The sequence below is a fragment of the Klebsiella sp. HN106 genome, from assembly GCF_051209435.1.
Lineage (GTDB): Bacteria > Pseudomonadota > Gammaproteobacteria > Enterobacterales > Enterobacteriaceae > Klebsiella > Klebsiella oxytoca.
Genome location: NZ_JBLURD010000014.1, coordinates 79,105 through 104,686 on the forward strand (window position 1 = coordinate 79,105; position 25,582 = coordinate 104,686).

A 25,582-nucleotide genomic window follows, 5' to 3' on the forward strand; every position below is an offset into this window, starting at 1 on the left:
AAAAATAATGAAACTTAGAAAAACGATAGCTTCAACTATTATTGCATCAATGATTGCCAATACTATGAGTTGGGCTTTTTATATCTCTCTCATAAATATGGTAATGACTCCTCGTATTTATGCGGCAGACGCTATATTTGACCAGCTCGAAAGTAACTTTAATCTTGCTAATCCTAACGCAAATCGCAATGCGACAACCAGTGCTCAGGACATTGTTGAGAAGTACAAGAATGCGGATTCAGGCGAGAATGTCAGTGGGAAGATCACCGAGAAATACGTGGGTAAAGCCGAATCCGCTAATCTTAATCTCGGAAAGTATGGGGCAGGGAACTCAAATGAAAGTGTCATGAAAAATGCCGCATCCGATGGAAAGTCCATTGGTAGCGCCGTACAACTGCCGAGTATGTCTGGAGGGACAATCAATTCAAACTATACCAAGGAAGGGGCAAAGCTGCTCTCTCGGGATGCTAATGGCAACATTGGTATAAGCAGTAATCCCAATACTACTCCTGGAACCAAAACAAATACCGGAGAGATTTTCAGCTCAGAGCAAAAGCACAGCGATATTAAGTTCAATGCCGCAGATCGTTATGGGGATGAGGATGGCTTTGTAAACGATATAAAGAATCGGAAAAGCCAGTTATTTGATGCTCAAAGTTATGATGGCGTTGCCTACCGCACCCTCGTAAATGCTAACAAGGACAACCCGGCATCATCTATAAAGCCTAACGATCCCATGTTTACTGCGGGGAGAAATGAGATAACAAATGCTGTTGCTGGTACTGGAAACTGGCTTCAGAACTGTAATGTTGAGACCTCTAAAAAAACAGTAACCACACACTATCCTGATTACAAAGAGTTCTACTGTAACTCGCCTAAGCAAGATAACTTCAGCAGCTGCACGATAACCCGTGATTTTTCAGTCCCTGTTTACATTTCAGGCGGAAACGGAGACATGTCGATGTGCGGCGATAATTGTGTGCGTATATGGTTTGGTCGCCGTGATGACAACTACTGGAGTGACGGGGTATATGATAACGAACTGACATTAAAATTCCATCCGGATGCAAAATTGGCCTCAGCAAAGATTGTTAACGCGGAGTGGGATGACCACATGCGGGTAACACTTGATGGCACGCAGATTTTTGCTCACATAGATGGTGCATATCGAGAAAGTGACTATCCGGCTCCTAAGGGATCTTGGGAGTTAAAAAAATCGTGGAAACTCGACAAGGTTTACGATGTGACTGATAAGGTCAGAAAATCGGTGTATGAGGAGCCTGATCGAGAAGTGACAATGGCATCCAGAGTATGGGTTGGTGGGAAGGGTGAAGGGTATTTTGAGGTTGAGCTGACTTTTGAAAATATGAAGCTCGAAGATAAGCACGTCCAGGAACCAGCTGGTTGTTACGATGCTGTACAAGCTCCGAATACATTCTGCCGTTTCGATCGGTTTAAAGATATGGATGTTGGCACAAAACGGCTTCCGGAAAGCGTGCTTTCATTGGCAAAGCCTCTGTATGAAGGTGATAAAGGATTTCTTACCTGGAAGACAAACCTTGAAGGCTACTTTTGTGATCCATTGGCCAAAGACAAAATTTGCTCTTATGACGCTAGTGGAAAAATTATGAAAGACGCTAATGGAAAGGACCTCTGTTACAACTATGAAGAAATAAAGAGTATGCCTGATGCATGTAGTGCTTATAAAAATGATGCAGCATGTGTACTCGATAAACAAACATGTGCAGAGGGTTGGTTCGATGAGGGCACTAACAGTTGCTACATGTATGAACAGAAATACACCTGTGACAGAGGGAAGGATGTAGTTCGGGAGGTTGAATCTTCTACAAATGCCTGTGTTGGCATGATCCCATGTTCAGGTGGAACATGCGAAACTGGGCCAAAGGAAGAGAACAACGATTTTGGAAAAGTTGCGGCTTATTCAAACATGGTTCAGTACATGCAGGGCGAAGCCAAATGCGAAGACCCTAACGATGCCAATTCATGTTCCGTCTTTGAAGGAAAACCTGAATGGTGTGGTCGTTCAGTAGGCTTTGTAAATGGCCTGGCAAAGACGGACTGCTGCGAAGCACCACAGGGAACCGCAGGAGCACTTGAAGGTATCATGCTTGCCGGATCTATGATCAGAAACACAAACTGGACCAGAGTTAATGCTCAGCTAATAAAATGGACCGGCGGTGATACAGGTACATGGGCTTCTATGTCTAATGCGGTCGGAGAGTGGACTGCATCAGCTGGTAAAACAGTAGGGCAAATGTGGAACAACGTCACGAGCTCCTTAACGAGCGTATATGAAAACGTCGCTGGTAATCTAAGCAGGGCAGTTGGGTCTTCCGCAACTTCTGGAGGGGCAGGAGGTGCTGGCCAGTTGGCACAGGAAACAATGTCCAGCTTCGGTATAGGTCAGCTTAAGCAGATGGCAATGAAGAAAGCCTACGAATTGCTACCAGATACAGTTCGTGACTTTGTCTTTAAGAACGTTGCTACTACCGGAGGAGAGGTTGTCTTCTCGGCTGCGGTTCAAAACTTTATGCTTGCATTAAACGTGATCGGTTGGATTTATACAGCCTATCAGGTCACTAAAATGCTTTTAGAAATGTTGGTAGCATGCGACCAGAAAGAGATGGAAGCTTCTATTCATAAGAATCAAAAATCCTGTTTTACATTAGATACGGAACGATGCGTCAAATATCTGAATGTTGGTTTCACAAAGAAATGCGTTAAAAAAGCAACAGACATGTGCTGTTATAATTCCATGTTGTCACGCGTTATTATGCAACAAGCTTATCCGCAATTAGGAATAGACCCTGTCGCCTCTAATTGCGTGGGGCTATCAATAAAGCAAATACAGCAACTGGATTTCGATAAAATTGATCTGACGGAGTGGATTAATGATGCAGTTCAGGTAGGAGAAGTTCCTGATCAATATTCAAAATTCTCCGAAGAATCAATTGTGGAAAACTTACCATTCCAGAATGAGAACTATCAACTTCCATCAGAACGTACCAAGGAAGCAATGGGCGGTGAAGAAAATATGATAAAGGCCAGACAAGAAAATGCTCAGGCTATAAAAGAGGAAAATGTAGATTGTAGCTATTTACCTCGACCGGCCATATGTGAGGTAGGTTCAACTACGCTGGATCCGGTTACGGGCAAGCAGTTGCCGAAATATTGAAGAAGGGGCCGTTAGGCCCCTTTTTTAATTACTTGGCTTTCAATGTTTTTTCTGGGAAGCCTTTTTTACCGTATTCACCGGTAAAGAGGTAATAATCTTTTCCGTTGATGGAGGCTGCAACACCCCCTGGAGTTGTTGTATTTGGGCTATCAGAACGGAAAATGATACCCGAAAAATCAGCGCTTGTTTCGTTTCCTTTAAATGGGATGAACACATAACGAATTACAGCGTAATCACCAGCGGGAAGGTTTAGCTCAGGAATTTCGGTTCCTGTTGCGGGGCGAATCGCCTGAAAGCTGTACATTGAATCTGTAGGGAAAACATCAGCATCAGGCTTAGAGGGCAGATCACAGGTACTCCATTTATTGACGACTGCCATATCAATTTTACATGTGGCCAGAGCTGCTTTCTGTTTTTCAGGGTTGTATCCAAATGAGGCCTGAGTTGCTTTTGTATGCTCAAAAACATACTTAGCTCCCTCACGTACCAAACTTTCATCATTGTAAGGCAATTTTTTTGGATTGGGGACGAACACTAGGTATTGATTGACCTGGATGTATTCGGCGTCAGAAGAACTGTACAAAGAGCTGAGGCTCATGATCCCAAAACCTTTTAGACCGCCTGTTACGTAGCCCATCGAACTATTGATGAGATACTTAGAAAGAAAGTTGTCGGCATCCCCTCCAGGAGTAACCTCTTGCTCCTTAAAATTAACGTCGAAACCAGCAAACGAATAGGCATTCTTGGCGACAGAATCATTTGCATTAGCATGCCAGTACTGGCCGTGACTGTACGCATTCAGAGCGGTGCCTGGCGTAGTGCCGGTGTCACCGGCACAACCCGATAGGGAAAAACCAATGACGACAGAAGAGACCAGAGATACTAAACGTAAAAGTTTCATTTAAAGCCCTTTTTGTAATGTCTTTTGGAGATGGAACCATTATTCCATAGTCACGCGTTTCACAAACAACCTGATTGCATAAAAAAGGAAAAAAAGTGATTTCCAGTAGAACCAGCAGTACACAAGAAAAGCGCTTTTATAAAAATGTATAATTATTAAAACGAAGTAATGAGGTTGAAATGGGTAAGCCAACAGAAGAGCAAAGACCTGTTATCGAGAATGCTAGCGCAAACAATATGGTGATAGCAGCGCCTGGATCAGGCAAATCGTTCACCATGATAGAAGCGGTTATATCGATTCTCAAAAAGTATCCATATGCAAGAATCGGGATGGTGACCTTTACTCGCGCTGCAACAAACGCACTTGCAGCAAAGTTACAAAAGCGATTGAGCAAGAAGGATCTTGACCGGGTGCTGGTGGATACTTTTCACGGACTCGTTAAGAAGCAACTGGACATGATTCGCTGGCCGGGAAAGATGTTGATAGGGCCAGCACAGAGATCTGTCATTCACCGGGCTTTGAAAGAATCCGGTGTAACGATGAAGTTTGCTGAAGCTGAATTCGTTATTGATGCTATCGGCAGAGAAATGGATACGGATGTGATTTCAGTTCGGCATAACAGACAACAGATCCATTTGTTTAATACCTATCAGGCGTTATGCCAGAAAGACCATGTGGCGGACCTCAATGCTCTTTCAAAATTTGTTGTCGGTCAAATGCATTCGGGAAAAATGCGCACGTTAGATTTGACACATTTGATAGTAGACGAAGTTCAGGATACTGACTCTATACAATTCTCATGGATAGCATTGCATACAAGAGCTGGAGTCTATACGAGTATAGTTGGAGACGATGATCAGGCCATCTACTCCTTCAGATCCTCAGGAGGAGTCAAAATATTTCAACAGTTTGAAAAACACTTCAGACCTAACATATTTTACTTAAACACATGCTTTAGGTGTGAACCTGAAATTTTAGAGGTGGCCGGAGCACTGATAGGAAAGAATGTTTACCGTTATGCCAAAGAGTTACGCTCGGCAAAAAAGGGAGGGGGAAAGGTCACTTTTCGTTCATATGTAGATATGGAGGAACAGATACAGGGTATTTTAAGCCTTATAAATCAGGATCCACATGGATGGGCAATTCTAAGCCGCAATAATGCTCACTTGGATGAGCTAGAAAGTTTGATCGAACAGCCAGTAATTCGTTACGGAGGTAAATCATTCTGGGATGAAAAAGAAACAAGCGATGTGTTAAGCCTTATGGCCTTTTTCCGACAATCAAATGATCATCGCTTAATGAAGAGAGTATTGGCATTGTTTGGAGAACAGGAATCAGTTTTGGATGAAGTGGCATTGAGTATGAGAGGAAGAAAAGTTACTTTTGGCGACCTTGCCATCCCGGAGGACAGTTCTCTCGAAACAAAAACATTACATTCAAACTTCGTGCGCTTTACCCAGGAAAGTTCTGATAAAGTTGAGATAGCAAAACGTTTCGCCAACCTTACGAAATGGATGGAATCGTCGTCAATCAAGATGAGGAGTAATAAAGGTACAGCAACCTTAACAAAAATTGCTTTAGACACTTGTAAACAGTGGGCAGAAAAGACTGGTTGGATGAATATGATAAATCGTGCTGCTGCAATGTCATTAGGCCCTAGGAAGAAGGACGAGGAATACAGCCCAGAGAAAGTAGTCCTATCAACCTTGCATGGTTCAAAGGGTCTTGAGTGGAATAAAGTAATAATAATGAGTTGTAATGCGGATCAGATACCAAGTAAAAGATCAGTTGGGGAGGAGGCAATAGAAGAAGAAAGACGTTTGCTTTATGTTGGATTTACGCGTGCAGAAAAGCAACTTTTTGTAATGTGGTATGGTGATCCTTCTTTCTTTTTAAGAGAATGCAGTGAAGAAAAGATAAAAGAAGCAGCTAATATTCGAATTTCTCCACTTTATACAGAATAATTCGATATGGGCATTTACTTATGCTTAAAGCTATAGTATAAAAACAATGAGCTTAAATATCAGCTCCCAAATTTGAGTAACTTTGCTTAAAGTTACTTTCGCGTTAAGCGTTGATTTAGCCGTGAAAAGCGGCCAGCTTAAACAAGCTGTAAGACACCACCGGCAAAATGTCACCTTTGTCGCTGGTGCACTTCCCATGCCTGCAAAAGGCAATCTGAATTTACCAAACCGTAACTAATTTAGCTCCTCCTGGGGCTATTTTTGTTGCGTACTTCTAATGCCAGATAGTATAAATCAGGCGGTTCATAGCTTACGGGAGATGAATGACAGGCTTTGCCTTCGTGTTGAAACGAAAATTTGTTTCTTCCTTCTTACTATATATAGGTGACCCCAAATGTCTAAAAATAAAGCTCGCAGTAAAGCCCTTCATCAAACCTTTAGTGAAATTATTCCAGAGATGGATAAGGCGCTAAACAAACAGCTCTTAGAAGTTCTGATGAAATATACAGAACGTGATAATGAACTGATTGTTATTTTGAATGAGGACGGCCCAAATATCATTGAACTTAAGTCTCTTAAGCCTGTGTCTTTGTTGGCCGAAAAGCTTTCTGCTTATTCAAGCTATTATCATGTGGATGTTGTGGAGCTCGTGGTCAAGAAAATTGATTTCGAAGGAGCTTATAAGCTTCTTAAAGCTTCCCCAGATGTACCACTTTTTAAAAGCTTAACTGAACTGGATAAATATCTTGTTGAGGAGTTTGAAAAATACGGATTAAATTCATTTCTTGACGTGGATAATCTGGATTACTCACTTGAAAAAGCCAGTGAACTCAAAAATGAGCAGTTAATAAATTGGGTTTCGGACATCATTTGCAAACGTGAAAAATTAACTTTACGTAAGCGTTTTGATGTCGCAGTAAAGGCCCACTACGAAAATGTAGAAAAAATGTATGATACCATTCGTCCGTTAATGAAAAAACTGGGTTTCCCAGAAGATCTCATGACGCACACCTTTAGTGAGTTAAGCGTTTTTGAAACTAAAGGATGGGACCATGCAATAAAATCGAAAATTGAGACTCTCGCTAAGCGTGAAACTCAATATTTAGATGATGCGGCTAAAGCAGAGAATCGACGTCTTGTAACAGAGAAGTTGGAGAACTCTTTAGCGATTGCACCAACTAAACCAACAAGAAATTGGTTACATATTGCCGGAATTGCCTGTTTGGTAGTCTGCACGTTCATGTATGTAACTAATAAATTTATTTAATCCTGTTAAGGGGGAACCCTAACGGGGCTTCTCTTTGAACAAATCGAGGAGCGGAAAATGTCATATCTTGAATATATCAATGAAGTAAAAGTGTCCGGGATAGTTATCAGTGCTGTGGAGAAAAAAATGACTGACCAGAGTATAGGTTTGTTAATAAAGCTCAAAAATAGGATGAAGACAGAAGTTGATGGTGAAATCACTGAGAGAGAATTTTCAGTTCAAATCAAGGTGTCGCCTGAAATGTATTCAACCTGTTTCACTGGTATAAATCAGGGTGATGAGTTGATGGTCTCCGGTTATATTGTTGTCGATACTATTATGATTGAAGGGAGAGAACATCCTCTTGACTACATGAGAGTGGTAGCAACAAGTAAGTTGGCTCACATACCTAAACCTCTAAAAGGTTTTGGACAAAGTAGCTTTAATCAGATCTGACATTAAACCCACCCTAAAGGGGAGAAATCCCTTCATGGGATTTCTCCTTTTGGAGTCCCCATGAAACAAAAATTTAGGGCTACTGCAATAAGTAGTAATCAACTTAGTTTTTTTTCTATATTCGATATAGATGAAGATGAAATAACGCAAATAGTTGATTCACCCAAAGAGCATTTAAATGATGCATACACGTCCGGATTAAACTTTAAATCAGATGAAAGTAACATTTCTGAGATAAATTATGATTCTGAAAGGCGTGAAAATCACCTTTATGAAAAATCCAAATTACTTAAAAATCAGATTTTGCATACAATTAATTTTGCAGCAGAAACAGATTATCTATATTCGGTTGAAGAATATAACCCAGATTTGGGTGGTCTGGTAATAGAATGGACCCCTGAGGATGTGTATGTTGTTTTTCTATCCGCTATGGAAGAGTCTTTGGAAATCATTAAAGAACTAGTGTTGAGGAGAAAGTTATTCTTCAAAGATGACAATGGTAATATCACAGTGAATCCACTTTTAGAAGCTGAAACACGGTGGTATATGTCAAAATCATTTGAATACACTTGTTTATCTCATGGACTTGATGCATGTGAATTTAGAGCGGAATTAAAATCATGGCTCTATTATCATTCGCATCGTTCGATTAGTGAAAACACGAAATTAGCTGAATGCAGGAATGATGATGAAATCATTTTGCATGATTGCAATGACGATATGGGCTGGGACATCTTCTTTGATCAGGATTATTTAATGTCAGAAAAAAAACTGGCTGTTAAATGGACTGACAGGGAAATTATGGATGTTTACATAAAAGCTTTTAAATCCACATTAGAGTTGTTTGACGAGCTTGTTTCATGTGATCTGTTAACTAAACGAAACGCTTTTGGCAAGTTAGAAATAAATCCAATATTCGAAAATCATTTTGAATGGATCATGTCTGAAGCTTTTGAAATAGTGGGAAATCATCTTGGTTATAATGTGCCTCAAATCAGGAAACTGATGGCAACTATTTGCCAAATGAATCTCAAATAAAATGCCACTGGCAAACATCTGCCAGAGGGCGGTGTTTGCATTTTACCGGAGTTAAAAATGTCTAATGCCGCTATGAAGTTAAATGAAACATCTTCTGATGCTTATGAAAAATTAGAAGCTCTTCTTTCCCCGGATGTTATAAAGTTAAAACATTATGTGGATAAAGGTGAGTATCTTTTAGTTCTAGCAAAGGACCTTTTTGGTATTCCAGAAATGGATCCAAAGATGGCTGTGCCTGTTTTCAAAACTAAAACCTCGTATCGAGCTCCGCTGAACAAAGACTACATACCAAATCCCCGAATACTTGAACAAGTGGTTAAACTGCTTATCAGTCCGGATATAGATTTAAGTGTGTGTCTTAAAGGTGAGTCCGGTTCTGGCAAGACTGAAATGGTAATGTACATTAGCCACATGATGAATTGGCCGCTGACAATTAAGCAGATCAACAGCAATATTCGAGTTGATGAGCTTGAAGGTGAGCGCAGTCTTAATGGTGGTAATACAGGTTTTGTACACAGCGATTTGGTAACGGGATTTCGTAATGGTCACCTCATTCTTCTGGATGAAGTGGACAAAATCGATCCTGATACGGCAGCAAAACTTCACATGCCCATTGAACGTAAGCCCTGGTCACTCAGTGCTAATGGTGGTGAGGTTATAACTGCTAATGGCTACACGCGATTTATTGGTACTGCAAACACAAACATGAGTGGAGGCGCTCGCCGGTTCGTTTCTTCTCAACGTCAAGATGCAGCTTTTATAAAGCGGTTCTTGATAGTTGAAATGGAGAAGCCCGACAAAGTTGCTTTAACCAATGTGCTTACTAAACGATATAGCTCTTTGCCTTTTCAGGTCATTGAGAAGTTCGTAAGAGTAGCGATTGCAGTAAATGACTCTGGTACAGAAGACAGTGTGATGGATATTCGTCAATTAGTAGCTTGGGTTGGCACGTCGATGACGTTAAAAACCTTTAGTCTTCTTGACACTTTCAAAATAGCTTTTGCTTCTGCTTTACCTTTACATGTGGTCGATCTTGTTCTTCAAGCTATAGATCTTTCTCTTGGCGAAGACAAGGATAAATCGCTGGAGTATTTCACAGCAAAAAAGTCGAGTTAGATGGGATTTGTTATGAAACCTCTGATATTTGTATCTCAGAGTTATCCCATCTTGAATTTAGTGCGTTTTTAAGTACGGATGGTGCTGCTACCATTGCTATAGCAAAAAACGGAACTAATTTTACTGGACTTATGCAACTGAATAACGACTATTCTTTATTGTTTTATCATGATGGTAAAATAAATATGGAAGGTCTAATTAAAGAAATGGAATTAAAAGGTTATATGTATCAGGGAGCAATGGGCAATGATGATGTTGCCGCTGAGTTTCCCGGTATTCTTTTAATTGCACCAGAGAAGCTTTAATATCAACCCTATCGGGAAATCTTTCCCGTTGGGGAGGGTTTCCCCTTTTTTTTGGAGAAACCCATGACTTTAAATACTTCAATGCTTAACAAAGTATCTGCAAAACAAATCTCTGAGAATTTTGCAAAATCATATCCAGATTTACTGGAAGGTGCAGTTATAACAAAAATTGAAATAAGTGGCTGTCAAGGATCGCGTCGAACCGATAAAATCGATTTGTCTTATGATGGAGATGATATTACGGATCAAAAAAGCGTATCTAAAAGCGAAGTACGTTGGATTGACATAAAAGCCCTTAGCTTCAAAAGTACGATTACCAGCAGAATATCAACCCTTTGCTCACGCTTGTGCATCCGCTATAGCAATATGTGGATTTTACCAGTTTCCAGTATGGAAGAGTTTCTGGAAGGGGCCCAAGAGATTGAACGAGAGTTTCAGGCAGGTATTCAAAACGTTGTAGACAATTATGAGATGCATATTGAGGCTGAAAAAAATAGAAGCCCAAGAATGTCTTCTTTGATTGATCAGTTGAAATTAACTAAAGATGATTTCATAAAATCCTTTAGATTTAATATTGCTCACTTTATTCCTTTTACGCCTATTAGCGTTGAAGGTGATGAAACCCAGGACTACTATCAGGAACAATTGATAACAGATCTGGCAGAAGAAGCAATGAGGGTTTATGAAAAAATTAGTAAAAATAATAATTTGCGCTCAAGTACTATTGACCGACTGAAGCAAATGCAAAATAAGATCATTAGCTTCATGTTTATACATAAAGAGGCGGCAGTACTTGCAGAAGCTATAAAACACATAATGAATAATTTACCTAAAGGTGCCATTTCTGAACCTCGCGACGTTGCGGTGTTACAGCAGTGGTTTTATTTCATGAGTGATGCTTCAATGTTAAAGCGTATTATTTCAGGAGAGCAAAAGGTTACTGACTGGTTGGAATCTATTACCAGATCATTTAATCAAAGCTCACAAACAGAACCGAACGCGCTACAGAACACAGGTATTGAAGCTATTTTAGATTCAACAAATGTGTTTCAGGTTGAACCTGTCGTAGAGAACGATATAAAAAACAGCACGTTTTCAAAGACTGATTCTGTAGCTGAACCTGAGAAATCAGTTTCGCAACAGGAAGACAATGCTGAAAATGGTTTTGATATCGAGCTCAAAGGCTGGTAACTGTTTGCTTTATTAAAAACCCCAGATGGGTACTTCACCATCTGGGTGAGTACCCCTTTTTTATAAAGAGGTATTCTATGAAATTAGATCTTAAATCATCGCCGCGCCATATTAAGCGTTTACAGAATATAGCAAAAGTCATTAGCGGCTTAGGCGATGTAAGAGTTGTAATAGACGACAATACCAAAGGACCGTATTTTGATCCTGTCAATAAAGTTTGTGTTTTACCAAACGGCGATTATAGCGATGATGACTTTGTCAGTCTGATTGAAGGTTTTACCTGTCATGAAGCTGGTCATGGTCGCTATACCGTCAGTGAGGTTTACAGTGACGCCTTTAATAGTGTTCTCATGTCATCTGAAGGGTTTACACGCTTCGATGACGGAATGAATGCAGAGTTTGAGAGCCTCGCTGAGAAACGTAAAGCTTATAGCAGGGCAAAACGTCTTACCGGGCTTATAAATCTGTTCGATGATGTACAGATGGAAGAGAAGGTTGGTAACGATTATCCGGATGCAAAGCGGCGGCTTGCAGCCACTTACGCACTGATGGTTAAAGCCGGAAGGATGACTCCTGATATATCTTCTCGTCCGGAAAATCCTGTCCTATTTATTGAGTGGTATCTGCTTAACTCATTGCGAGTAAAAGTCCTTCAGCAGGTAGGTCACAAAGAAACCCTCGATCCGTTTTTTGACTATGCCCAAAAGATACTTTCTCCAGTAATTTCTGATGTTGAGGAAATTTTTCATGATGCTCTTGGTTGTGAAAATACTCAGGGCTGTGAATCCCTTGCTCGTAAGACCCTGGCTCTTTTAGAGAGACTGCGGGATGAGGCAAAGGAACAACAGCAGCAGACAGAGCAGGAGGAGCAGGAGGCATATGATGAATCCGAGACCGATACCGATACCGAATCAGAAGATAAATCGCTTACGTCGACTGATAGTCGTGAGGATGATTCTGAGGACGATAGTGAAGGTCAGGCAGATACTTCCGATAACGCTGATCTTGCTCAAGAGGGATGTTCTGAGCCTTCAGAACTTGCTGAAGATAACGAGGGAAATAATGAACCCACCGGTGGCAATCCCACGGGTGATAACATTATTGAAGACGATACTGATGCGATTAACCCTTCCGAGAGTGAATCAGATGAAGCCAGTTCGACTAACGTTGAAGATGAAAGTAACTTTTCATCGGCTCAATGGGAGATACTGGCAGATTTGTTGGATGCCTTTCTTAGCAGTGATGAGGATAGCGAAGATTATCACGATGCTTTGGCTAAAGAGATTGAAGGTATTGCATCAAAAGTATCCGATGACGTGAAAGCCGAATTCGGTGCTTCTGAATGGGATATCCCTGATCTCCTTATCGATTTGAATGTTTACAATGAGGCTTTGTCTCTGAGTCATTCAATCGGTAGCGACTTGTCTGTTTTACAGCAGGTTAAAATGCGTGGCCGAAACAAAACTCATGAGCGTGGAATTACCTTCGATGGAAATCGATTAATTCTGTCACAAATGGGAGTTCGTGATGTCTTCAGAGCTCAAAGCGAATCTAAAAATAGAGGGCATGTTGGCCTCGTATTAGTTCGTGATATTTCAGCGTCAATGGCTAATGATGAAAGATATATTCATGCCATTAAGTCAGATCTTGCTTTATCGATGGCCGCTGAAAGTTTGTCAAAAATGCATGTCTCCAATATAGTTTTTCCCTTCAAGGAAAGTGAATTTGAGATTATCAAAACGTTTGATCAAAGCGTTGAGGAATCTCTATCGAAATTCACTCTTGGATGTAAGGGTTATTATACCCCTACGGGATCTGCTTTAATGGCAGCTGTTGATCTGTTACTTGACAGCCAATTCGATAGGAAAATAATTTTTCTTATAACTGATGGTTATCCGAATAAATCGGAATTTACTATCGTCGAAGTTATGGAAAAGGCTAAATGTAATGGAATAGAAATCGTTGGTGTTGGTATTAAGACTGATGAAATAATTGGTTTTGAAACGGACACTTTCGTAACAGTTGATGATACTTCTTTATTGTCTATTGAAGTCAGTAAGCTAGTTCATCAAATACTTTCTTAATAAACTCTACCCAATCGGGGCAAAAAGGCCCCGGTGGGTCTTTTTGCTCCATGAAGGAATAAGGAGCAAAATATGACTCAGATAAAAACTTACCGTGTAGAACATGAAAAAGTCGGTGCGATGCATAAAGTCCGTATTTTCGGACGTGTTGGTGAAGTTATAAGCAATGATAGCCCTCAGGAAAGAATCTTCCGCGAAGTCACTATAGCGGAGGGTAATAGCCAGCAGGCTGCGTTACTTGTAGATAACTACATACAGCGTCTTGAGAATAATGGCTTCACGACTGAAGCATAAATGTTGAGGGCCCCCGGGCCCTCTTTCTTAAATTCTGCGTTGTGGGTTTCTCCCTGTCTTCTGCACCGCAGAAGGCATTGAGAAACTCACAATGCCAGATAAGAGAGATCATCATGACTTATGCATCCCCGGCTCTTCGTCGTAAACCACAGGAAGTATCTGAACACTTTATTAAACTCGTTCATGCTCGAATTGCTGAAGTGTCTGGCTGGAAGTATATATTCGAAAGAATACCTGCTTTCAAAGACGCTTGTGCAAAAGCCCCGAGCCAGGTTCCTTGCCCGTTTACTGGCGCAGGGAAATCGAAGTTTCGTTTCCGACAAAAAGACCTTTATACCGGATGTGCGATCCATAATGACTTTCCGGTAAATGAGTTTTGCGACGGAATTGATGTTCTGGCGAAATATTATGAATTAAGTAAAACGCAGACTTGCAAAAAGATTCTCTCAGATTTTTTCGGGATGGATCTGCATGCTCCGTTAACTGACGCCGACATTGAAAATGAACGACGCTATAAATCAGCAGTTCGTGCCACAGAAACTCTTGACCGAGAGGAAGTGGCAAAGCGAATGCGAAAACTTGATGTGATGTATCACTATACCGGTGAAATAAAGCCTAATACTCCTGTTGCTTTGTACCTCCGTAATCGTGGGATCTCCCGCTTACTGAGTCACTTACCAAAGGATTTAGGCTTTAATAACCGGATCTACTATTGGGATAAAGATAAGCAGAAATCGATTATCTATCCGGGAATGATTGCAATCTATCGTGACACCCGAGGTCGGCCTCTGACTATCCATAGAACATACGTAGACAAAAACGGTGATAAGGCACCTGTAGAAAATCCAAAGCTGATGATGAAGCCTCCTGCCGATATGACAGGTGGCTCAATTCAGTTGTTTGACCCTCACTATGATTCAGGTAGTTCGACCTGGACACTGGGAGTGGCTGAAGGGATCGAGAATGCGCTTTCTGTTGTAGAAGCGACTTCAACACCATGCTGGGCAGCCAGCTCCGCATGGTGCCTTGAAAACGTTACTGTTCCTGATTTTTTACTGCCTCCGCCGGATGTAAAATATATAAACTTTTATATCTGGGCAGATAAGGATATTGCTAACTCACAAGGCACTCGTGCCGGTATCGAAGCTGCTCAGCGACTTCAAAGCCGCATGGTTGAGTTTTTGGCTAAACGATATCCCGCATCAAAGCTGACAATTGAAGTCTTCGAACCAGCACAAGATATTCCTGATGGGAAAAAGGGTATCGACTGGAACGATGTTCTCCAGTTAACAGGGCAGGATGGATTCCCGATTCACTGGGCTCCTGAATGTCTTAATCAGCTGTAACAACGATAACTCCCCCGCATTTTGCGGGGGGGGTTATCTTATCAATATTATTTTTTAAATTGTATTGATAAGATAACCGCTTTCCTTCGTGATAATTACCTGCCTTTAAGGTCTTTTCACGGCTGAGATGCTTGCTCAGTTAAATAAATGTGCGGTACTACTGGCTATGGTCGGTTGTATGACATGGTTATTCCATAAACTATTAAAACCCATAGCGGGAGTATTACCGTTATGGTGATGCTCGTCGTTTTACATCGGAGAGCATTTTAATGAATTTTCAAACTAACGAAGTTTTTAATAAATTTGCTGCTGTTATAAAATCGCGCATCGTCAATGAACCATCGTCATGCTATTTGCTGCATGATAATGAGATAGATATAACGATTTTGAAACATGGCATATTAGAAAATGACAGAAACCTGTTGTACGTAGTTCGTCCTTCAGGAACGTGTTTGTTGCGTTGTGACAAATATTTCTATCCGAAATATTATCTTCGTTGCCGTGGAGATTATAAGTCATTCATATATGTCCATCTTGATCTACATAGTGGTGAAGCTAAAGAAATCACATGGGAGCAAGCAGACGATATGCTGTCTAGTCCAGGAAAACCCCCATTAAAAGGAAATCTTGGACGATTTGAGTATATAAAAGTTGTGGTTGAGGACCTTCGTATTCGAGGTTACGCTGATTATCTTCCTGCGTATAATCTTGATGACCTTCGCCGTTTTGCCTTACAGGACGACCGCCCATCCCTTGTCAGATACATTGACAATGTAATGGCAACGGTCTGATTGGTTGCTAATTGATTTACATATTTTCCCTGATGGCCAACCTGCATCAGGGAGGCCTCAATAACGACTGGAGGCTGTATGAAGTTAGCTACGGACCTGGTAAAAGCTATTTTGATTAGAAATGGTGTTGAACCAGTAAATATAAGCGAATCATCTAAATTATCTTTGAAACAACCACTGACAGAACTTAAATTCAGTTTATATTTGCGAACTGAGCATTTATCTCACTTCCTACCCGGTTATGTTTATTCTATAAAAGAATGTCCACTGTCATATGACATCGGGATCGAAATTCAGAAAATCTTCGAAAGTTTACATTTGTTAAACGAAGAATTTGAATCCCTCGGTTTTGTTTCTGTATGGATAGAAATGCATCAAAGCATTTTTGAACAAAGTCGGTTTAAGAAAAGTAACTTTACTTTTCGGGAGGAAGAGGTCGAGCTTGCTAAAGGGCTTGTTTGTTCTCACAATTCACAAATAAGTAATGCGGCTTATTTCTGGCTTCAGCACTTTGAGGAGTTTATGATTTATGTTCGTAATAAGCTTATCGACCTCTTTCGAGAGGCCTATGACCTGATCCTTGGAATGCAGCAAGTATTTTTCATTCGGGAAAAGGAAGAGCTGTTGAAAACTATAAGTTATGGGGATGACCTGTATGAGGTGAAATTAATGGCGGCTGAGCTTTACTCTATCGAACAGAACTTAAAGTGTTCTGAATCGATAAGTACAAAATCTCAAGCTTCGGCATATATTAACCGCATCCGTGAGTTTGTGCGTTCGGGGTGGAGGCAGGGCTATATAGTCTGCCATCATAAGCGAAGTAATCAAATCTCATCATTGTCATTACCGATGTACTTGAAAGATACGTCAGGCCGAAGTGCTCGAAAGCGAGTAAAACGTCTTATATCTTCTACAGTTTGTGGTAGAAATAAAGATTTAGGTCTTACAGATTTTTAATTAAATTATACCCATGTGGGGATCACACCCCATATGGGAGTGATCCCTTTTTTATTGAGAGAGGATCACATGAAAATTATCGAAAAAATCATTAATGCCTTTTTGGTTGTTCAACATAAAAAAATACAGGTTAAAAACATTACATTTTTAGACAATGGGCAGGGCATGTTCTCTGGTATGTCTTTTGATGCTGATGTTTCACTGGAGTTTATGTATGAATCAGCAAAAGCATATAGTTCTTGTTTCTGTGATATTCCCTTTCCAGGTTTTGAAGATGCAAATCTGGAGGAAATTACGAAATTTCAATTAGATGCTTTGAAGCAAAGAAAGAATCATTCTTTCATTGTTAACCATTTGAGGTTTCCTATAGTTTTAAGGGAAGGGTGCAAAATCGAAAGAGGAGAAGTCTATTCAATTTCGAATTGCACTTATAATAAAGAAAGATTGCAGTATCTTTTTTCTCAGGATATTTACGGTAAGTTGTATAATTCCTTAGAGAAAGAATTAAGCTCGTTTTTCTCATTTATCAATGTTGAGGTGCACGAGTTGTTAAAAGATGCTGTATGCTTTGCATTAAAAATCCTGAATAAGATATCTTTGGATACACCTGAAAGACTTATTAAAGCTTTTAATTATCGTGACTGGTATTGTAGTTACGATGTTGAGCTTTTTAGGAAAGGCTTACCTGGTCATATTCTGGAAGAGCTCATTGCTCCAGATATCTTACTTTCAGACCTTAACGGTTGTAGAAAAATACTTAGAAATGCAAAACGATTTCTAAATGGACATACAAAAACCAATTGTGTTTATATTAAATATGAATGGTGGTTGGGGCCTGTGGATACCTCACACTCAGCTAAGTTGATGTCTGACAAAGAAATTAATAACCGAAGTGACTTGAAGAATTTTTCAAAGGTCTTTTTCAAAGAGTGTTTAAGTTCTGGTAAGTCGGAATATGAAAACCATCTTAGTGAAAAAGAACATGCGCTTCGCTACAATTATTAATTAAAATTATTTTCTCCCATAGGGATTTCTCCCTTTGGGAGAAATCCCTCTATTAAGAGGGTATTTAAATGAATGCGATACAAAAGTTAGTTGAATCTATTCTTGTTAAAATGGGTTTTGTTGGCGCTGTAGTGGAAAATATATATTTGGATTCAAAACCATTTCGGCATATTCGATTTGTGGCTGATATTCCAGTAATATCTTTTCTACCTCATTTGGTGAAATATCTTAAGGGCGCAGACCATCTTTACTGTGGTAACGATGATTTGCATCCTCTTTTCATTTATTTTTCCGAAGCGGCTACATTAAAAGCAGGCCCTGTAAATCTCGCGAACTTTCGTTTTGAAGTTTCTATAGCTTCAACTCATTTACGACTGGTCTCAGAGCAGCCTGATTTGCTTATCAAAGGATTTAACCGGGATAATCTAGAATACGTTTATTACCGCTCAGATTTGGCCTCTAAGGATCTTATACTAGGCCTTGTTGAACACGGTTCTCCTTTCATAAAACATCTACATGGACTTATACAAAAGCGAATTTTAAACGAGTTCTCTCTGATTTTTTCTGTTCTTGAAAAGATTTTAGAAAGCGCGAAGCCACAAATTCTTGCTTGCTTCCATAGTGTTGATTATGAAATGAACGTAAAAATAATAGCCGAAGCTATACCTGAAACTGTATCTAATCAGATAGTCACATCTGATTATATAGTTAATTCTATATCAGATGCGGACAAGTTTATAAATCATGTTCGTCGCTATTTAGCAGGCAGGGTAATGAAGAGGCGGATATACGCTGAATTAGATGTTTGTGAAGAAACATCAAATATTTCACTAGTGAACTTAGGATGCTTTACGTCTCCTCTGCTCGTTACGGAATATCAAATGTTTAAGCCACACTCTTCAGGGTTATATCGAAAAGCTATAAACAACTCCTTAAAACAGTTCAAACCAGAAATGCATGTACCTTCTGAAGAACTCTTTTATAATTAATCTAACCCATCCGGGAACTTGCTTCCCGGTGGGAAGCACTTCCTTTTTAGTCATGAGGTAGTGTAAATGTTTAAAGAATCTGACCACGTGGAATTTGTTAGTGCCTTTCTTTATCAAAATTTAGGCCTTAATGTTCCCGCTGACGATATAACCGTTCAATTATCTGATACTTCGTTCGACAAAGTAACCTTTGATTACGATGTAGATATCGATAATTTAAATTGTATGTTGGATCTCTACATATCTGAACTAATAAAGCACAACGCATCTTACTCCGATTCTATTCTTTTGAAACAAAAAATAATTTATTTTCTTGGAGTATTTAAGAATTTCGGATTTTTTACGTTTGATATTCGCGGATATAGTAATACTTTAAGCCCAGTTAAAGTTATTGATATTGTTTCAATGATTATTAATGACTGTGAAGAGTTATCTAAAGCTAATTCTTCTACTGATGCTATAAGAAATCTTTATCTCGATAAAATGAAGGTGGATGGGAAAGTGTTAGTTGCGAAATTTGCACTTAAACAGTTTTTTCATTCCGACTTTGGTGACTTTATCTCATTTGTCGAGAAAAGAATTACAGATTGTCTTAATGAAACTTTAAGGATTATCAAAGCTGTTGAACATGGCTTTGTACGTGTTGGGCAGCATAAGATTAATCGCCGTATTAATGATGACTTAAAGTTATGCATTGATTTCAATACTGATGATTATCCGGCAAATATGCCAGATATATATATTAAGTTTAACGATACATTTGATGGGAACGGGGCGTTATATTGTGACAATGATGCCCTCATATCCCTCTATACCGATGTTGCTTCAATTATCAATGTGCCGGTGATGATGGAAGTAAGATTGATCAATAAAAGAGGGCGTGTTGTCTGTGATTCTTCGCATTCAACTTACGTATCTCTCGAAAGTAATGACCGATACAGAGTAACTGATCGCACATTACTAATAACTGAAGCTTTTGACGATTTTCGTAACGCGTCTCAATGATCCTTTTGCTTCAGTCCAAAAAAGTAACTTTGGTTGGCTGAAGACACTTGTCTATGACAATGTAAAATCTGTCGCTGGCATCTTCTTTTAGCTTAACCAAACTTTTATCTAACCCAGTGGGGAAGTCGCTTCCCTTCTGGGGCACTTCCTCTCAAATTTGAGGTAGTGTATATGACACATTCATCTGATGATAAAAACTATGTCCGAGCAGTTCTGAGCTATCTTGGCATAGATTTTGATGAGGCGGATATAGTATTAAGTGTTTGCCATTGTCAAAGTGACGAGCTTTCTTTTACCTGTAATATCAAAGCTATTGAACTCAAGAATGCTGTTGATTTATATGTCGATAGTATCTCTGAGAATGAAATAGAAGCTTTAAACAGAGAATCTTTAAAATCTCGACTCTGTTACTTTCTTGAGGTGTTTGACGCAGTCTCTGGTCAGTACCTTGAGATTTCAGGAAAACACTTTGCAACTAGCCGTTTTGAATATGATGATGTTTGTAGTGAAGTTCTTAGCATGTCTAATGATGTTTCTCAGTCGAAAGGTTATGACCGGGATGAATATAACAGACTGATGCAGGTTGATGGTCAGGTTATGATTGCCCGTTTTGCTTTGCAACAGTTCTGGGATACTCATTTTATTGGACTAATAACATTTGTATCTGAGTCTATAACATCGAGCCTCTATAAAGCTTATGAAACTTTTAGTGATATAAGTTTGGCTTGCTATAAACTGAGTGAATATTCTTATTCACGCTCTATCAACAGTGAATTGACCCTTAATATTTCACTTAAAGAAAATGACTTCTGTGAGGACCTATCTGATTGCTATATGGAAGATGAGGCTTTACCTTCTGGTAGGGTAATTTCTCGACGCAACAATGACTCCATAATAAGTATTTATGAGAGCTATGCTGCGGCTTCTTATATTCCGATGATTGCATCTTTGGAAGTCGTTGATGAATACGGCGAAGTGGTTACTGACCTCTGCCATACCGTTTATGTTTCAGAGTTAACCGGTGGGCGGATTAAAATCCACGACCGTAATGACTTAGTATCTGAAGTTTTCGATAACCTAAGAAATTTAAATCTTGCAGTTGGAGATTCAGTTTCACAAGCTGCTTGATTCTTTCCCTGATTTTGATTTTTTCTCACATACTCTTATGGCACGGTTTCCGTGCCTTTTTTTTGCCTCGCTTACAAGCGTCTACTCCTCTTCTACCTATCCCACCTTACATCACCACTTAAAATCTATCTTTCTAATTCCATTATCCTTTTCGTAGCCTCTAATGCTCTGGTATGAACATACTCTTTAAACTCAAAAAAGTGCTATTAACGAAAAAAAATCCCTAAAGAGATTTGTATACTGTTCTCAACCAAGGAGAGCTCATGAATGAACTAAAATCCAAAAACGAGAACAGTACCAAAAGCAACTTTCCCCCGGTTGATAATCAGTTTTGCTTTTACCATGTTGATTTCAGCATAGAACGACTACTTTCAACGGCCGAGGATCTCCAGCTTGAGTACATCTTCCAGAAACCTGGAAGTGAAGTAAGAAAGGATTTGGTTGAGCGATTCGAACGTGGAGAGCGCTTTGTTACAGCTTCACACTGTGACAATTTCTGTGAAATCCTTGGTTGTCAAGGCCATCAGGAAAATGCATAAACCCATAAACCTACATTTCCACTTTTAAGGATGTTCACTAAAGAATGATTGGAGAAAGTATTTTTGACTGGGTAATTTACGGAATATCCATTTTGATATTTGCCTCAGCACTAATTGAAGGAAAGACAACTCGCTACCCAGCACTTTTTTTCTATGGGAGTTTAATTTTAATGTTAATCCTGATAGTTGCTGGAGGCCTTAACTGGTGGTTCTACAGGTCAAAATATGGCGCAGTAATCGTTATCTTCACAGTGGTCTCTTTACTGATGACTCGATTCCGCCTGGTCATATATAAATTAAGATTAAGAAAGTTAGTTTCAGAAATCAGATTTCGTATAAAAACGGGTTTTCGTATAATTCTTGTTTTGTCGGATAATGAGGATGAGCGTAATGTTCTGCTGTCTATGCTTAGCAACGTATTGCCAGAGCAAACGCTTATTCACACGCGTGATGCTCTCGGACCTCATTCAGAGCCTATCCTAAAAGCTCTTGAGCTACATCATCAACAGGGAACAGGTTACATACTCGTCTGTGAACAACAAATCTCAGCGCGTACGTGGTTGAGTATCGTAGAAAATGGGAAACCTGATACATCTATAGCTGTTAATTTTCATTCGATCCCAGAAATGGAGTGATTTTTCAATGAGTAGAACCGTTTCACAAAGTGTCACAGAAGATTGTCTTTTTGATACCCGCACACAAGTCAGATTACAACTAAGTCGAAGCGTTCATAAAACGCTGGCATCTGCTAAAGAAATTTTACAGGGAAGGGGGGTTGATTCGGTCTCTATTGAAGATCTTGTTCGAGCCTGTCTTGAAGAGAACCAGCCAATTGATCTAGCCTCACTTTACCTTGAAAATCTCTTAAAACAGAAAGGTACCAGCATTTGCGATTTTTAGTGTTTTCAAACCTATTAGATAAAATGCCGGTTGTGTTTATATAACATCAATAATTTCATGCAACAGGTAAAACATGAGTACTCAAAAGCAACTTTCCAGAACTACCGGCACTGAACGTATGTTTAAGGAAGAGCTGGCGTTATCCTTAATTTGTTGGGTTTTCACCAGTCCTTTTACCAACTGGACCGATAAAGTCTTCAGTGGTATTGAAGTTCCGTCTGAAGGACCGTCATCATTACGGGGTGAGACAGAAAAATTCTTTCGTTTTGTCGTTAATGAAGAAGGCTACGACGCAGGAAGGGCTGCTATTGGTCTTGACCTATGTTGTTTTTCACTTCCGTTGTGTTTGTTCCCGGACGCTGCCCTGTCTGAGGAAGAGGTTATGAGTAAGTTAACCGGAGAAGTTATCCATGGAATTCTTCTTTCCTTACCTGAGTTTATTGATATGCCAGAAGTGCTCGCTTACCAGGTCAGGGATGAAATTCTTGCTTTTAACACTCGCTGTGGAGACGGGATCTTTCATGGTTGGAACACGGCTTCAGAATTGTGGAAGTTTGAAATCTTTCCCCGCACCACCATCATGATGCAGCATACTTCGGCAATACATTAAAATTAGGCGGGGCAGAATGCATAAAAAACTTTTTCTTCTCGAATGGAAACCCTGTCAGAGCCGCGTATGGGCCGGTTGGATGGCCCTGTGGTTGACTATCAGTTTTCTGATGTTATCTGCCTTGCTTATGACAGATCATCTCCTGAACAAAGTCATCCTGCCGCCAACATGGTTGTTGATCTGGTTTTCGCCAATGCTGGGGTTTTTGATAAAAGTTCGCGTCGTCGAAACTCAACATTTCCTGGAGCATGACCTCTGTGTTGCAGGTTTCTCTTTTTACCGCTGGAAGAGGTTAGTTTCTCCCGGGCTTTGGTCAGTTGACTGTATAAATGGTCGTTTTCGCCTCAATCGGATCACCCAGGTGGGTAAGACTATCCACTATCCATGGCGTCTCCATTATCATCCTTTGTTCATGAGCCCTATCGAACATAAATCGCATGCTGTGAAAGCTGTTTCAAAATGACTTCTTTAGAGGTTTACATGACATTTATGTTCTGCAAGGTCAGCCTGGGCAGCAAAATTGATTGGAAATAACATGAGCCTGGAGAAACGTATGAGTTATGACGATTTGCCCTATTTTCGTGACCAGATTCTGGAACGCATCGACTCGCTCAAGTGTTTTCTTTCGAACACCCCCCCGATGATGGCAAACCTGATGACTGTCTCCACCGTATCTAGAACAGAAGAGCGCTTGAAGCAGGTTAAACCCATCAGGGTTAGTATTAAAGACGATGCTTCGGTTGAGGAAATTATTCAGGCACTTACTGACATCTGTGTGGATGACATAGAGTCATTAAGTCATGATTCCACCAAAGTAACCACTAAATACCCGGGTCTAATCATTGTCCCCGAAAGAGCAGATCTTCTCGAAAGCTTGATCACTTCTATAAACGAAGCAAAAAATGATTTTGCTGCGGCAATGAGGCGTATCGATAATAAAAAGAATGTCCGTTTTGATAAAGTGCACAAGAAGCTCCCGGGCCTTGTCGCTATGCACTCAACAAGAAATATCCTTTTCATCAAGTCCCAGCTTAAAAAAGTTACTTTTTCATGGCGGCTAAACCGAAACCAGGAAGTTAAAACAGCAGAGCAACTTGTGAGTTTGTTGGAGCGCAGGAGAGCCTCAGAAGTAAAAAATGTAGCAACTACCAATTTGAATGTCGTGTCTAATATCGATAAGGCTTTACACCGTCTTGAATTTCACCCACTGAAGCAGGGCGAATCTTATCGCCTTTGTCGAACTAACTCTTTCCCTGTTCCGATTGCTCACATTTTTGCATTTAGGCCTGAAGGGCAGGAACGAAACGGGAATAAATATGCTGAGACTGATTATTCAGTAGTAAAAGCATCCTTGCCCATTTTCGCAGCAGGCAACATACCTCAATTAAAAACGCTCTCTGACTGGGCTCCTGAAAACAGCCAGGGTCCGTCCAACCAACGGAAGCTGAGCCTGAAATATACAGAACTCGTGCCGGGGGCTGAGCTGGGCATTTTCATTGTCAGCCCCGAAAATTAAGGAACAACAATGCAATGGATTTCCACAGCCAGCCAGAAAATCGATGAGCGTCTCTATCGTGTCTGCGTCTGGGTAAAAAAATATCACGCTGATGCGATTAACCGCGTTGTGCTAACCGTTGATCTAAGTAAAGCCCGACATGACCCTGACGAGGACCAGGTAAGAGCAGAGCTGCTGTGCGGCCATTATTTTTTGCTTCGTAAGGAAAACGCTTCGAACTCTGCGCCTGACGATCAAAAGTTTGCTTTCCTGCCTGACGGGCGCAATCTGTGTTGGCAGACCGCAACCCCGGTGCTTCAGCATCTCCTACTCAATAAAAACGTTCCTGAGTCGCTGAGGTTGCTTACGGACTACATACATATGCGTCTGGCCAGGCTGACAATGGTACCTATGTCCGGAACCATCATGAACGAGGCTCTGCTGGACAGCATCAGCTGGGTTAAGGTGGATTTGACCTACTTCTGGCAGTACGAACAGCTCAGCTCTCATCTGGGACCCATCCAGATAACCCACAAGGCACTTGTACGCTTCGGGCACCTGGCAAAGAATGATGAAAACTCCAGTGCCATAAGAATTCTGCGTCAGCGTCTGTCTTCAGAATTCTTACAAGAATTTCAGATGGCTGAGGATGAGCTAAAGCGCAAACAGTCGTTGATGGGCACCATGGACGTGAAAATGCTGTTTCATGCTCATTACCCCAGCCAGAAGATGCTGGTGGCTCGATATAAAAATGGTTGGGTAATGGTGGATTGTTTTCTGTTTCACCATACCAAACCTAAGAAAAAAGCAAAAAACAAAACTACTGTGGCTAAGCCTCAACTTAAACAGACTAAAAGAGAAGGGAGTGAAAATGGAACTGGGCATTATGGTGTGCATCGTGTTGTTACTCTCAGTGGCGGCGGCGTGGATCAGTAATAAGACAGTTGATTTGCTCGAAAGATTCTATTTCAAGCGTCCGCTGAGCATGGAGTACGCGGCATGGCTACGTGTAATGTGTGCAGGCTT

At 40.4% G+C, this 25,582-nt stretch carries 25 protein-coding genes; 24 read left to right on the forward strand and 1 reads right to left on the reverse strand.

The features are described 5' to 3' along the window. The first annotated feature begins 7 nt into the window (after nt 1-7). Nucleotides 8-3,196 carry an IncHI-type conjugal transfer protein TrhN gene (gene trhN / locus ACSIPU_RS24545; protein WP_000776701.1) on the forward strand — a complete coding sequence of 1,063 codons (3,189 nt, stop codon included), beginning with the start codon at nt 8-10 and terminating at the stop codon, nt 3,194-3,196. Between the two features lie 28 nt (nt 3,197-3,224). Here trhN and ACSIPU_RS24550 read toward each other — a convergent pair whose 3' ends face one another. Then, nucleotides 3,225-4,097 (reverse strand): hypothetical protein, encoded by an 873-nt coding sequence (locus ACSIPU_RS24550; protein WP_000771834.1) that lies wholly within the window; start codon nt 4,095-4,097, stop codon nt 3,225-3,227. Nucleotides 4,098-4,276: 179 nt separating this feature from the next. Between ACSIPU_RS24550 and trhI the strand changes: the two genes are divergently transcribed. The 23 genes from trhI to ACSIPU_RS24665 all read left to right on the forward strand — a co-directional run bounded on the left by trhI (nt 4,277) and on the right by ACSIPU_RS24665 (nt 25,492). Then, nucleotides 4,277-6,061 (forward strand): IncHI-type conjugal transfer helicase TrhI, encoded by a 1,785-nt coding sequence (gene trhI, locus ACSIPU_RS24555; protein WP_435322431.1) that lies wholly within the window; start codon nt 4,277-4,279, stop codon nt 6,059-6,061. A gap of 394 nt (nt 6,062-6,455) precedes the next feature. Next, on the forward strand, nt 6,456-7,328 hold the full coding sequence (locus ACSIPU_RS24560; RefSeq protein WP_000041927.1) for a hypothetical protein: 873 nt from the start codon (nt 6,456-6,458) through the stop codon (nt 7,326-7,328). Between the two features lie 57 nt (nt 7,329-7,385). Then, a complete protein-coding gene (locus tag ACSIPU_RS24565; RefSeq protein ID WP_000120822.1) occupies nt 7,386-7,763 on the forward strand; it encodes a hypothetical protein in 378 nt (125 codons plus the stop codon). Between the two features lie 60 nt (nt 7,764-7,823). Further along, complete coding sequence (locus ACSIPU_RS24570) at nt 7,824-8,801, forward strand: hypothetical protein (protein ID WP_000810361.1); 978 nt, start codon at nt 7,824-7,826, stop codon at nt 8,799-8,801. 57 nt (nt 8,802-8,858) lie between these two features. Further along, complete coding sequence (locus ACSIPU_RS24575; RefSeq protein WP_000063335.1) at nt 8,859-9,917, forward strand: ATP-binding protein; 1,059 nt, start codon at nt 8,859-8,861, stop codon at nt 9,915-9,917. Nucleotides 9,918-10,048: 131 nt separating this feature from the next. Next, on the forward strand, nt 10,049-10,222 hold the full coding sequence (locus ACSIPU_RS24580) for a hypothetical protein (RefSeq protein ID WP_001176645.1): 174 nt from the start codon (nt 10,049-10,051) through the stop codon (nt 10,220-10,222). A 63-nt stretch (nt 10,223-10,285) separates the two neighbouring features. Beyond that, nucleotides 10,286-11,413, forward strand: coding sequence for a DUF3150 domain-containing protein (locus ACSIPU_RS24585; RefSeq protein WP_001447808.1), 1,128 nt, complete (start codon nt 10,286-10,288; stop codon nt 11,411-11,413). A 77-nt stretch (nt 11,414-11,490) separates the two neighbouring features. Then, the gene (locus tag ACSIPU_RS24590; RefSeq protein WP_000762700.1) at nt 11,491-13,497 is read left to right on the forward strand and encodes a VWA domain-containing protein; all 2,007 of its coding nucleotides are present in this window, start codon (nt 11,491-11,493) and stop codon (nt 13,495-13,497) included. 72 nt (nt 13,498-13,569) lie between these two features. Further along, nucleotides 13,570-13,791 carry a hypothetical protein gene (locus tag ACSIPU_RS24595; protein WP_000192120.1) on the forward strand — a complete coding sequence of 74 codons (222 nt, stop codon included), beginning with the start codon at nt 13,570-13,572 and terminating at the stop codon, nt 13,789-13,791. Nucleotides 13,792-13,904: 113 nt separating this feature from the next. Next, nucleotides 13,905-15,137 carry a DUF7146 domain-containing protein gene (locus tag ACSIPU_RS24600; protein ID WP_000220379.1) on the forward strand — a complete coding sequence of 411 codons (1,233 nt, stop codon included), beginning with the start codon at nt 13,905-13,907 and terminating at the stop codon, nt 15,135-15,137. A 269-nt stretch (nt 15,138-15,406) separates the two neighbouring features. After that, nucleotides 15,407-15,928: a hypothetical protein gene (locus ACSIPU_RS24605; protein ID WP_001011130.1), complete on the forward strand. Its 522-nt coding sequence runs from the start codon at nt 15,407-15,409 to the stop codon at nt 15,926-15,928. 78 nt (nt 15,929-16,006) lie between these two features. After that, nucleotides 16,007-16,885, forward strand: a complete 879-nt coding sequence (locus tag ACSIPU_RS24610) for a hypothetical protein (protein WP_000762003.1) — start codon at nt 16,007-16,009, stop codon at nt 16,883-16,885. 69 nt (nt 16,886-16,954) lie between these two features. Next, nucleotides 16,955-17,890 (forward strand): hypothetical protein, encoded by a 936-nt coding sequence (locus tag ACSIPU_RS24615; protein WP_000691119.1) that lies wholly within the window; start codon nt 16,955-16,957, stop codon nt 17,888-17,890. Nucleotides 17,891-17,958: 68 nt separating this feature from the next. After that, nucleotides 17,959-18,879: a hypothetical protein gene (locus tag ACSIPU_RS24620; RefSeq protein WP_000991697.1), complete on the forward strand. Its 921-nt coding sequence runs from the start codon at nt 17,959-17,961 to the stop codon at nt 18,877-18,879. A gap of 66 nt (nt 18,880-18,945) precedes the next feature. Beyond that, nucleotides 18,946-19,884, forward strand: a complete 939-nt coding sequence (locus ACSIPU_RS24625; protein ID WP_000472041.1) for a hypothetical protein — start codon at nt 18,946-18,948, stop codon at nt 19,882-19,884. Between the two features lie 171 nt (nt 19,885-20,055). Further along, nucleotides 20,056-21,012 carry a hypothetical protein gene (locus ACSIPU_RS24630; RefSeq protein WP_000149830.1) on the forward strand — a complete coding sequence of 319 codons (957 nt, stop codon included), beginning with the start codon at nt 20,056-20,058 and terminating at the stop codon, nt 21,010-21,012. A gap of 263 nt (nt 21,013-21,275) precedes the next feature. Next, nucleotides 21,276-21,551: a hypothetical protein gene (locus tag ACSIPU_RS24635; protein ID WP_001004201.1), complete on the forward strand. Its 276-nt coding sequence runs from the start codon at nt 21,276-21,278 to the stop codon at nt 21,549-21,551. Between the two features lie 44 nt (nt 21,552-21,595). After that, entirely contained in the window at nt 21,596-22,186 is a 591-nt protein-coding gene (locus ACSIPU_RS24640; RefSeq protein WP_000578891.1) for a hypothetical protein, read from the forward strand. A gap of 7 nt (nt 22,187-22,193) precedes the next feature. Further along, nucleotides 22,194-22,451 (forward strand): hypothetical protein, encoded by a 258-nt coding sequence (locus tag ACSIPU_RS24645; RefSeq protein WP_001371933.1) that lies wholly within the window; start codon nt 22,194-22,196, stop codon nt 22,449-22,451. Between the two features lie 73 nt (nt 22,452-22,524). Then, nucleotides 22,525-23,061 carry a hypothetical protein gene (locus ACSIPU_RS24650; RefSeq protein ID WP_000107167.1) on the forward strand — a complete coding sequence of 179 codons (537 nt, stop codon included), beginning with the start codon at nt 22,525-22,527 and terminating at the stop codon, nt 23,059-23,061. Nucleotides 23,062-23,077: 16 nt separating this feature from the next. Next, nucleotides 23,078-23,524: a hypothetical protein gene (locus ACSIPU_RS24655; RefSeq protein WP_000549069.1), complete on the forward strand. Its 447-nt coding sequence runs from the start codon at nt 23,078-23,080 to the stop codon at nt 23,522-23,524. 90 nt (nt 23,525-23,614) lie between these two features. After that, nucleotides 23,615-24,577 (forward strand): DNA replication terminus site-binding protein, encoded by a 963-nt coding sequence (locus ACSIPU_RS24660; protein ID WP_000119428.1) that lies wholly within the window; start codon nt 23,615-23,617, stop codon nt 24,575-24,577. Nucleotides 24,578-24,586: 9 nt separating this feature from the next. Next, nucleotides 24,587-25,492 carry a hypothetical protein gene (locus tag ACSIPU_RS24665; RefSeq protein WP_001198595.1) on the forward strand — a complete coding sequence of 302 codons (906 nt, stop codon included), beginning with the start codon at nt 24,587-24,589 and terminating at the stop codon, nt 25,490-25,492. Nucleotides 25,493-25,582: the final 90 nt, after the last annotated feature.

Bases quoted from the DNA above. Each gene is read 5' to 3' on its own strand.
- trhI (WP_435322431.1), top strand. From the start codon at position 4,277: ATGGGTAAGCCAACAGAAGAGCAAAGACCTGTTATCGAGAATGCTAGC.
- ACSIPU_RS24655 (WP_000549069.1), top strand. From the start codon at position 23,078: ATGCATAAAAAACTTTTTCTTCTCGAATGGAAACCCTGTCAGAGCCGC.
- ACSIPU_RS24660 (WP_000119428.1), top strand. From the start codon at position 23,615: ATGAGTTATGACGATTTGCCCTATTTTCGTGACCAGATTCTGGAACGC.
- ACSIPU_RS24550 (WP_000771834.1), bottom strand. From the start codon at position 4,097: ATGAAACTTTTACGTTTAGTATCTCTGGTCTCTTCTGTCGTCATTGGT.
- ACSIPU_RS24600 (WP_000220379.1), top strand. From the start codon at position 13,905: ATGACTTATGCATCCCCGGCTCTTCGTCGTAAACCACAGGAAGTATCT.
- ACSIPU_RS24565 (WP_000120822.1), top strand. From the start codon at position 7,386: ATGTCATATCTTGAATATATCAATGAAGTAAAAGTGTCCGGGATAGTT.
- ACSIPU_RS24575 (WP_000063335.1), top strand. From the start codon at position 8,859: ATGTCTAATGCCGCTATGAAGTTAAATGAAACATCTTCTGATGCTTAT.
- ACSIPU_RS24665 (WP_001198595.1), top strand. From the start codon at position 24,587: ATGCAATGGATTTCCACAGCCAGCCAGAAAATCGATGAGCGTCTCTAT.
- ACSIPU_RS24615 (WP_000691119.1), top strand. From the start codon at position 16,955: ATGAAAATTATCGAAAAAATCATTAATGCCTTTTTGGTTGTTCAACAT.
- ACSIPU_RS24645 (WP_001371933.1), top strand. From the start codon at position 22,194: ATGAGTAGAACCGTTTCACAAAGTGTCACAGAAGATTGTCTTTTTGAT.
- ACSIPU_RS24570 (WP_000810361.1), top strand. From the start codon at position 7,824: ATGAAACAAAAATTTAGGGCTACTGCAATAAGTAGTAATCAACTTAGT.
- ACSIPU_RS24605 (WP_001011130.1), top strand. From the start codon at position 15,407: ATGAATTTTCAAACTAACGAAGTTTTTAATAAATTTGCTGCTGTTATA.
- ACSIPU_RS24630 (WP_000149830.1), top strand. From the start codon at position 20,056: ATGACACATTCATCTGATGATAAAAACTATGTCCGAGCAGTTCTGAGC.
- ACSIPU_RS24585 (WP_001447808.1), top strand. From the start codon at position 10,286: ATGACTTTAAATACTTCAATGCTTAACAAAGTATCTGCAAAACAAATC.
- ACSIPU_RS24620 (WP_000991697.1), top strand. From the start codon at position 17,959: ATGAATGCGATACAAAAGTTAGTTGAATCTATTCTTGTTAAAATGGGT.
- ACSIPU_RS24635 (WP_001004201.1), top strand. From the start codon at position 21,276: ATGAATGAACTAAAATCCAAAAACGAGAACAGTACCAAAAGCAACTTT.
- ACSIPU_RS24610 (WP_000762003.1), top strand. From the start codon at position 16,007: ATGAAGTTAGCTACGGACCTGGTAAAAGCTATTTTGATTAGAAATGGT.
- ACSIPU_RS24650 (WP_000107167.1), top strand. From the start codon at position 22,525: ATGAGTACTCAAAAGCAACTTTCCAGAACTACCGGCACTGAACGTATG.
- ACSIPU_RS24625 (WP_000472041.1), top strand. From the start codon at position 18,946: ATGTTTAAAGAATCTGACCACGTGGAATTTGTTAGTGCCTTTCTTTAT.
- ACSIPU_RS24640 (WP_000578891.1), top strand. From the start codon at position 21,596: ATGATTGGAGAAAGTATTTTTGACTGGGTAATTTACGGAATATCCATT.
- ACSIPU_RS24560 (WP_000041927.1), top strand. From the start codon at position 6,456: ATGTCTAAAAATAAAGCTCGCAGTAAAGCCCTTCATCAAACCTTTAGT.
- trhN (WP_000776701.1), top strand. From the start codon at position 8: ATGAAACTTAGAAAAACGATAGCTTCAACTATTATTGCATCAATGATT.
- ACSIPU_RS24590 (WP_000762700.1), top strand. From the start codon at position 11,491: ATGAAATTAGATCTTAAATCATCGCCGCGCCATATTAAGCGTTTACAG.
- ACSIPU_RS24580 (WP_001176645.1), top strand. From the start codon at position 10,049: ATGCAACTGAATAACGACTATTCTTTATTGTTTTATCATGATGGTAAA.
- ACSIPU_RS24595 (WP_000192120.1), top strand. From the start codon at position 13,570: ATGACTCAGATAAAAACTTACCGTGTAGAACATGAAAAAGTCGGTGCG.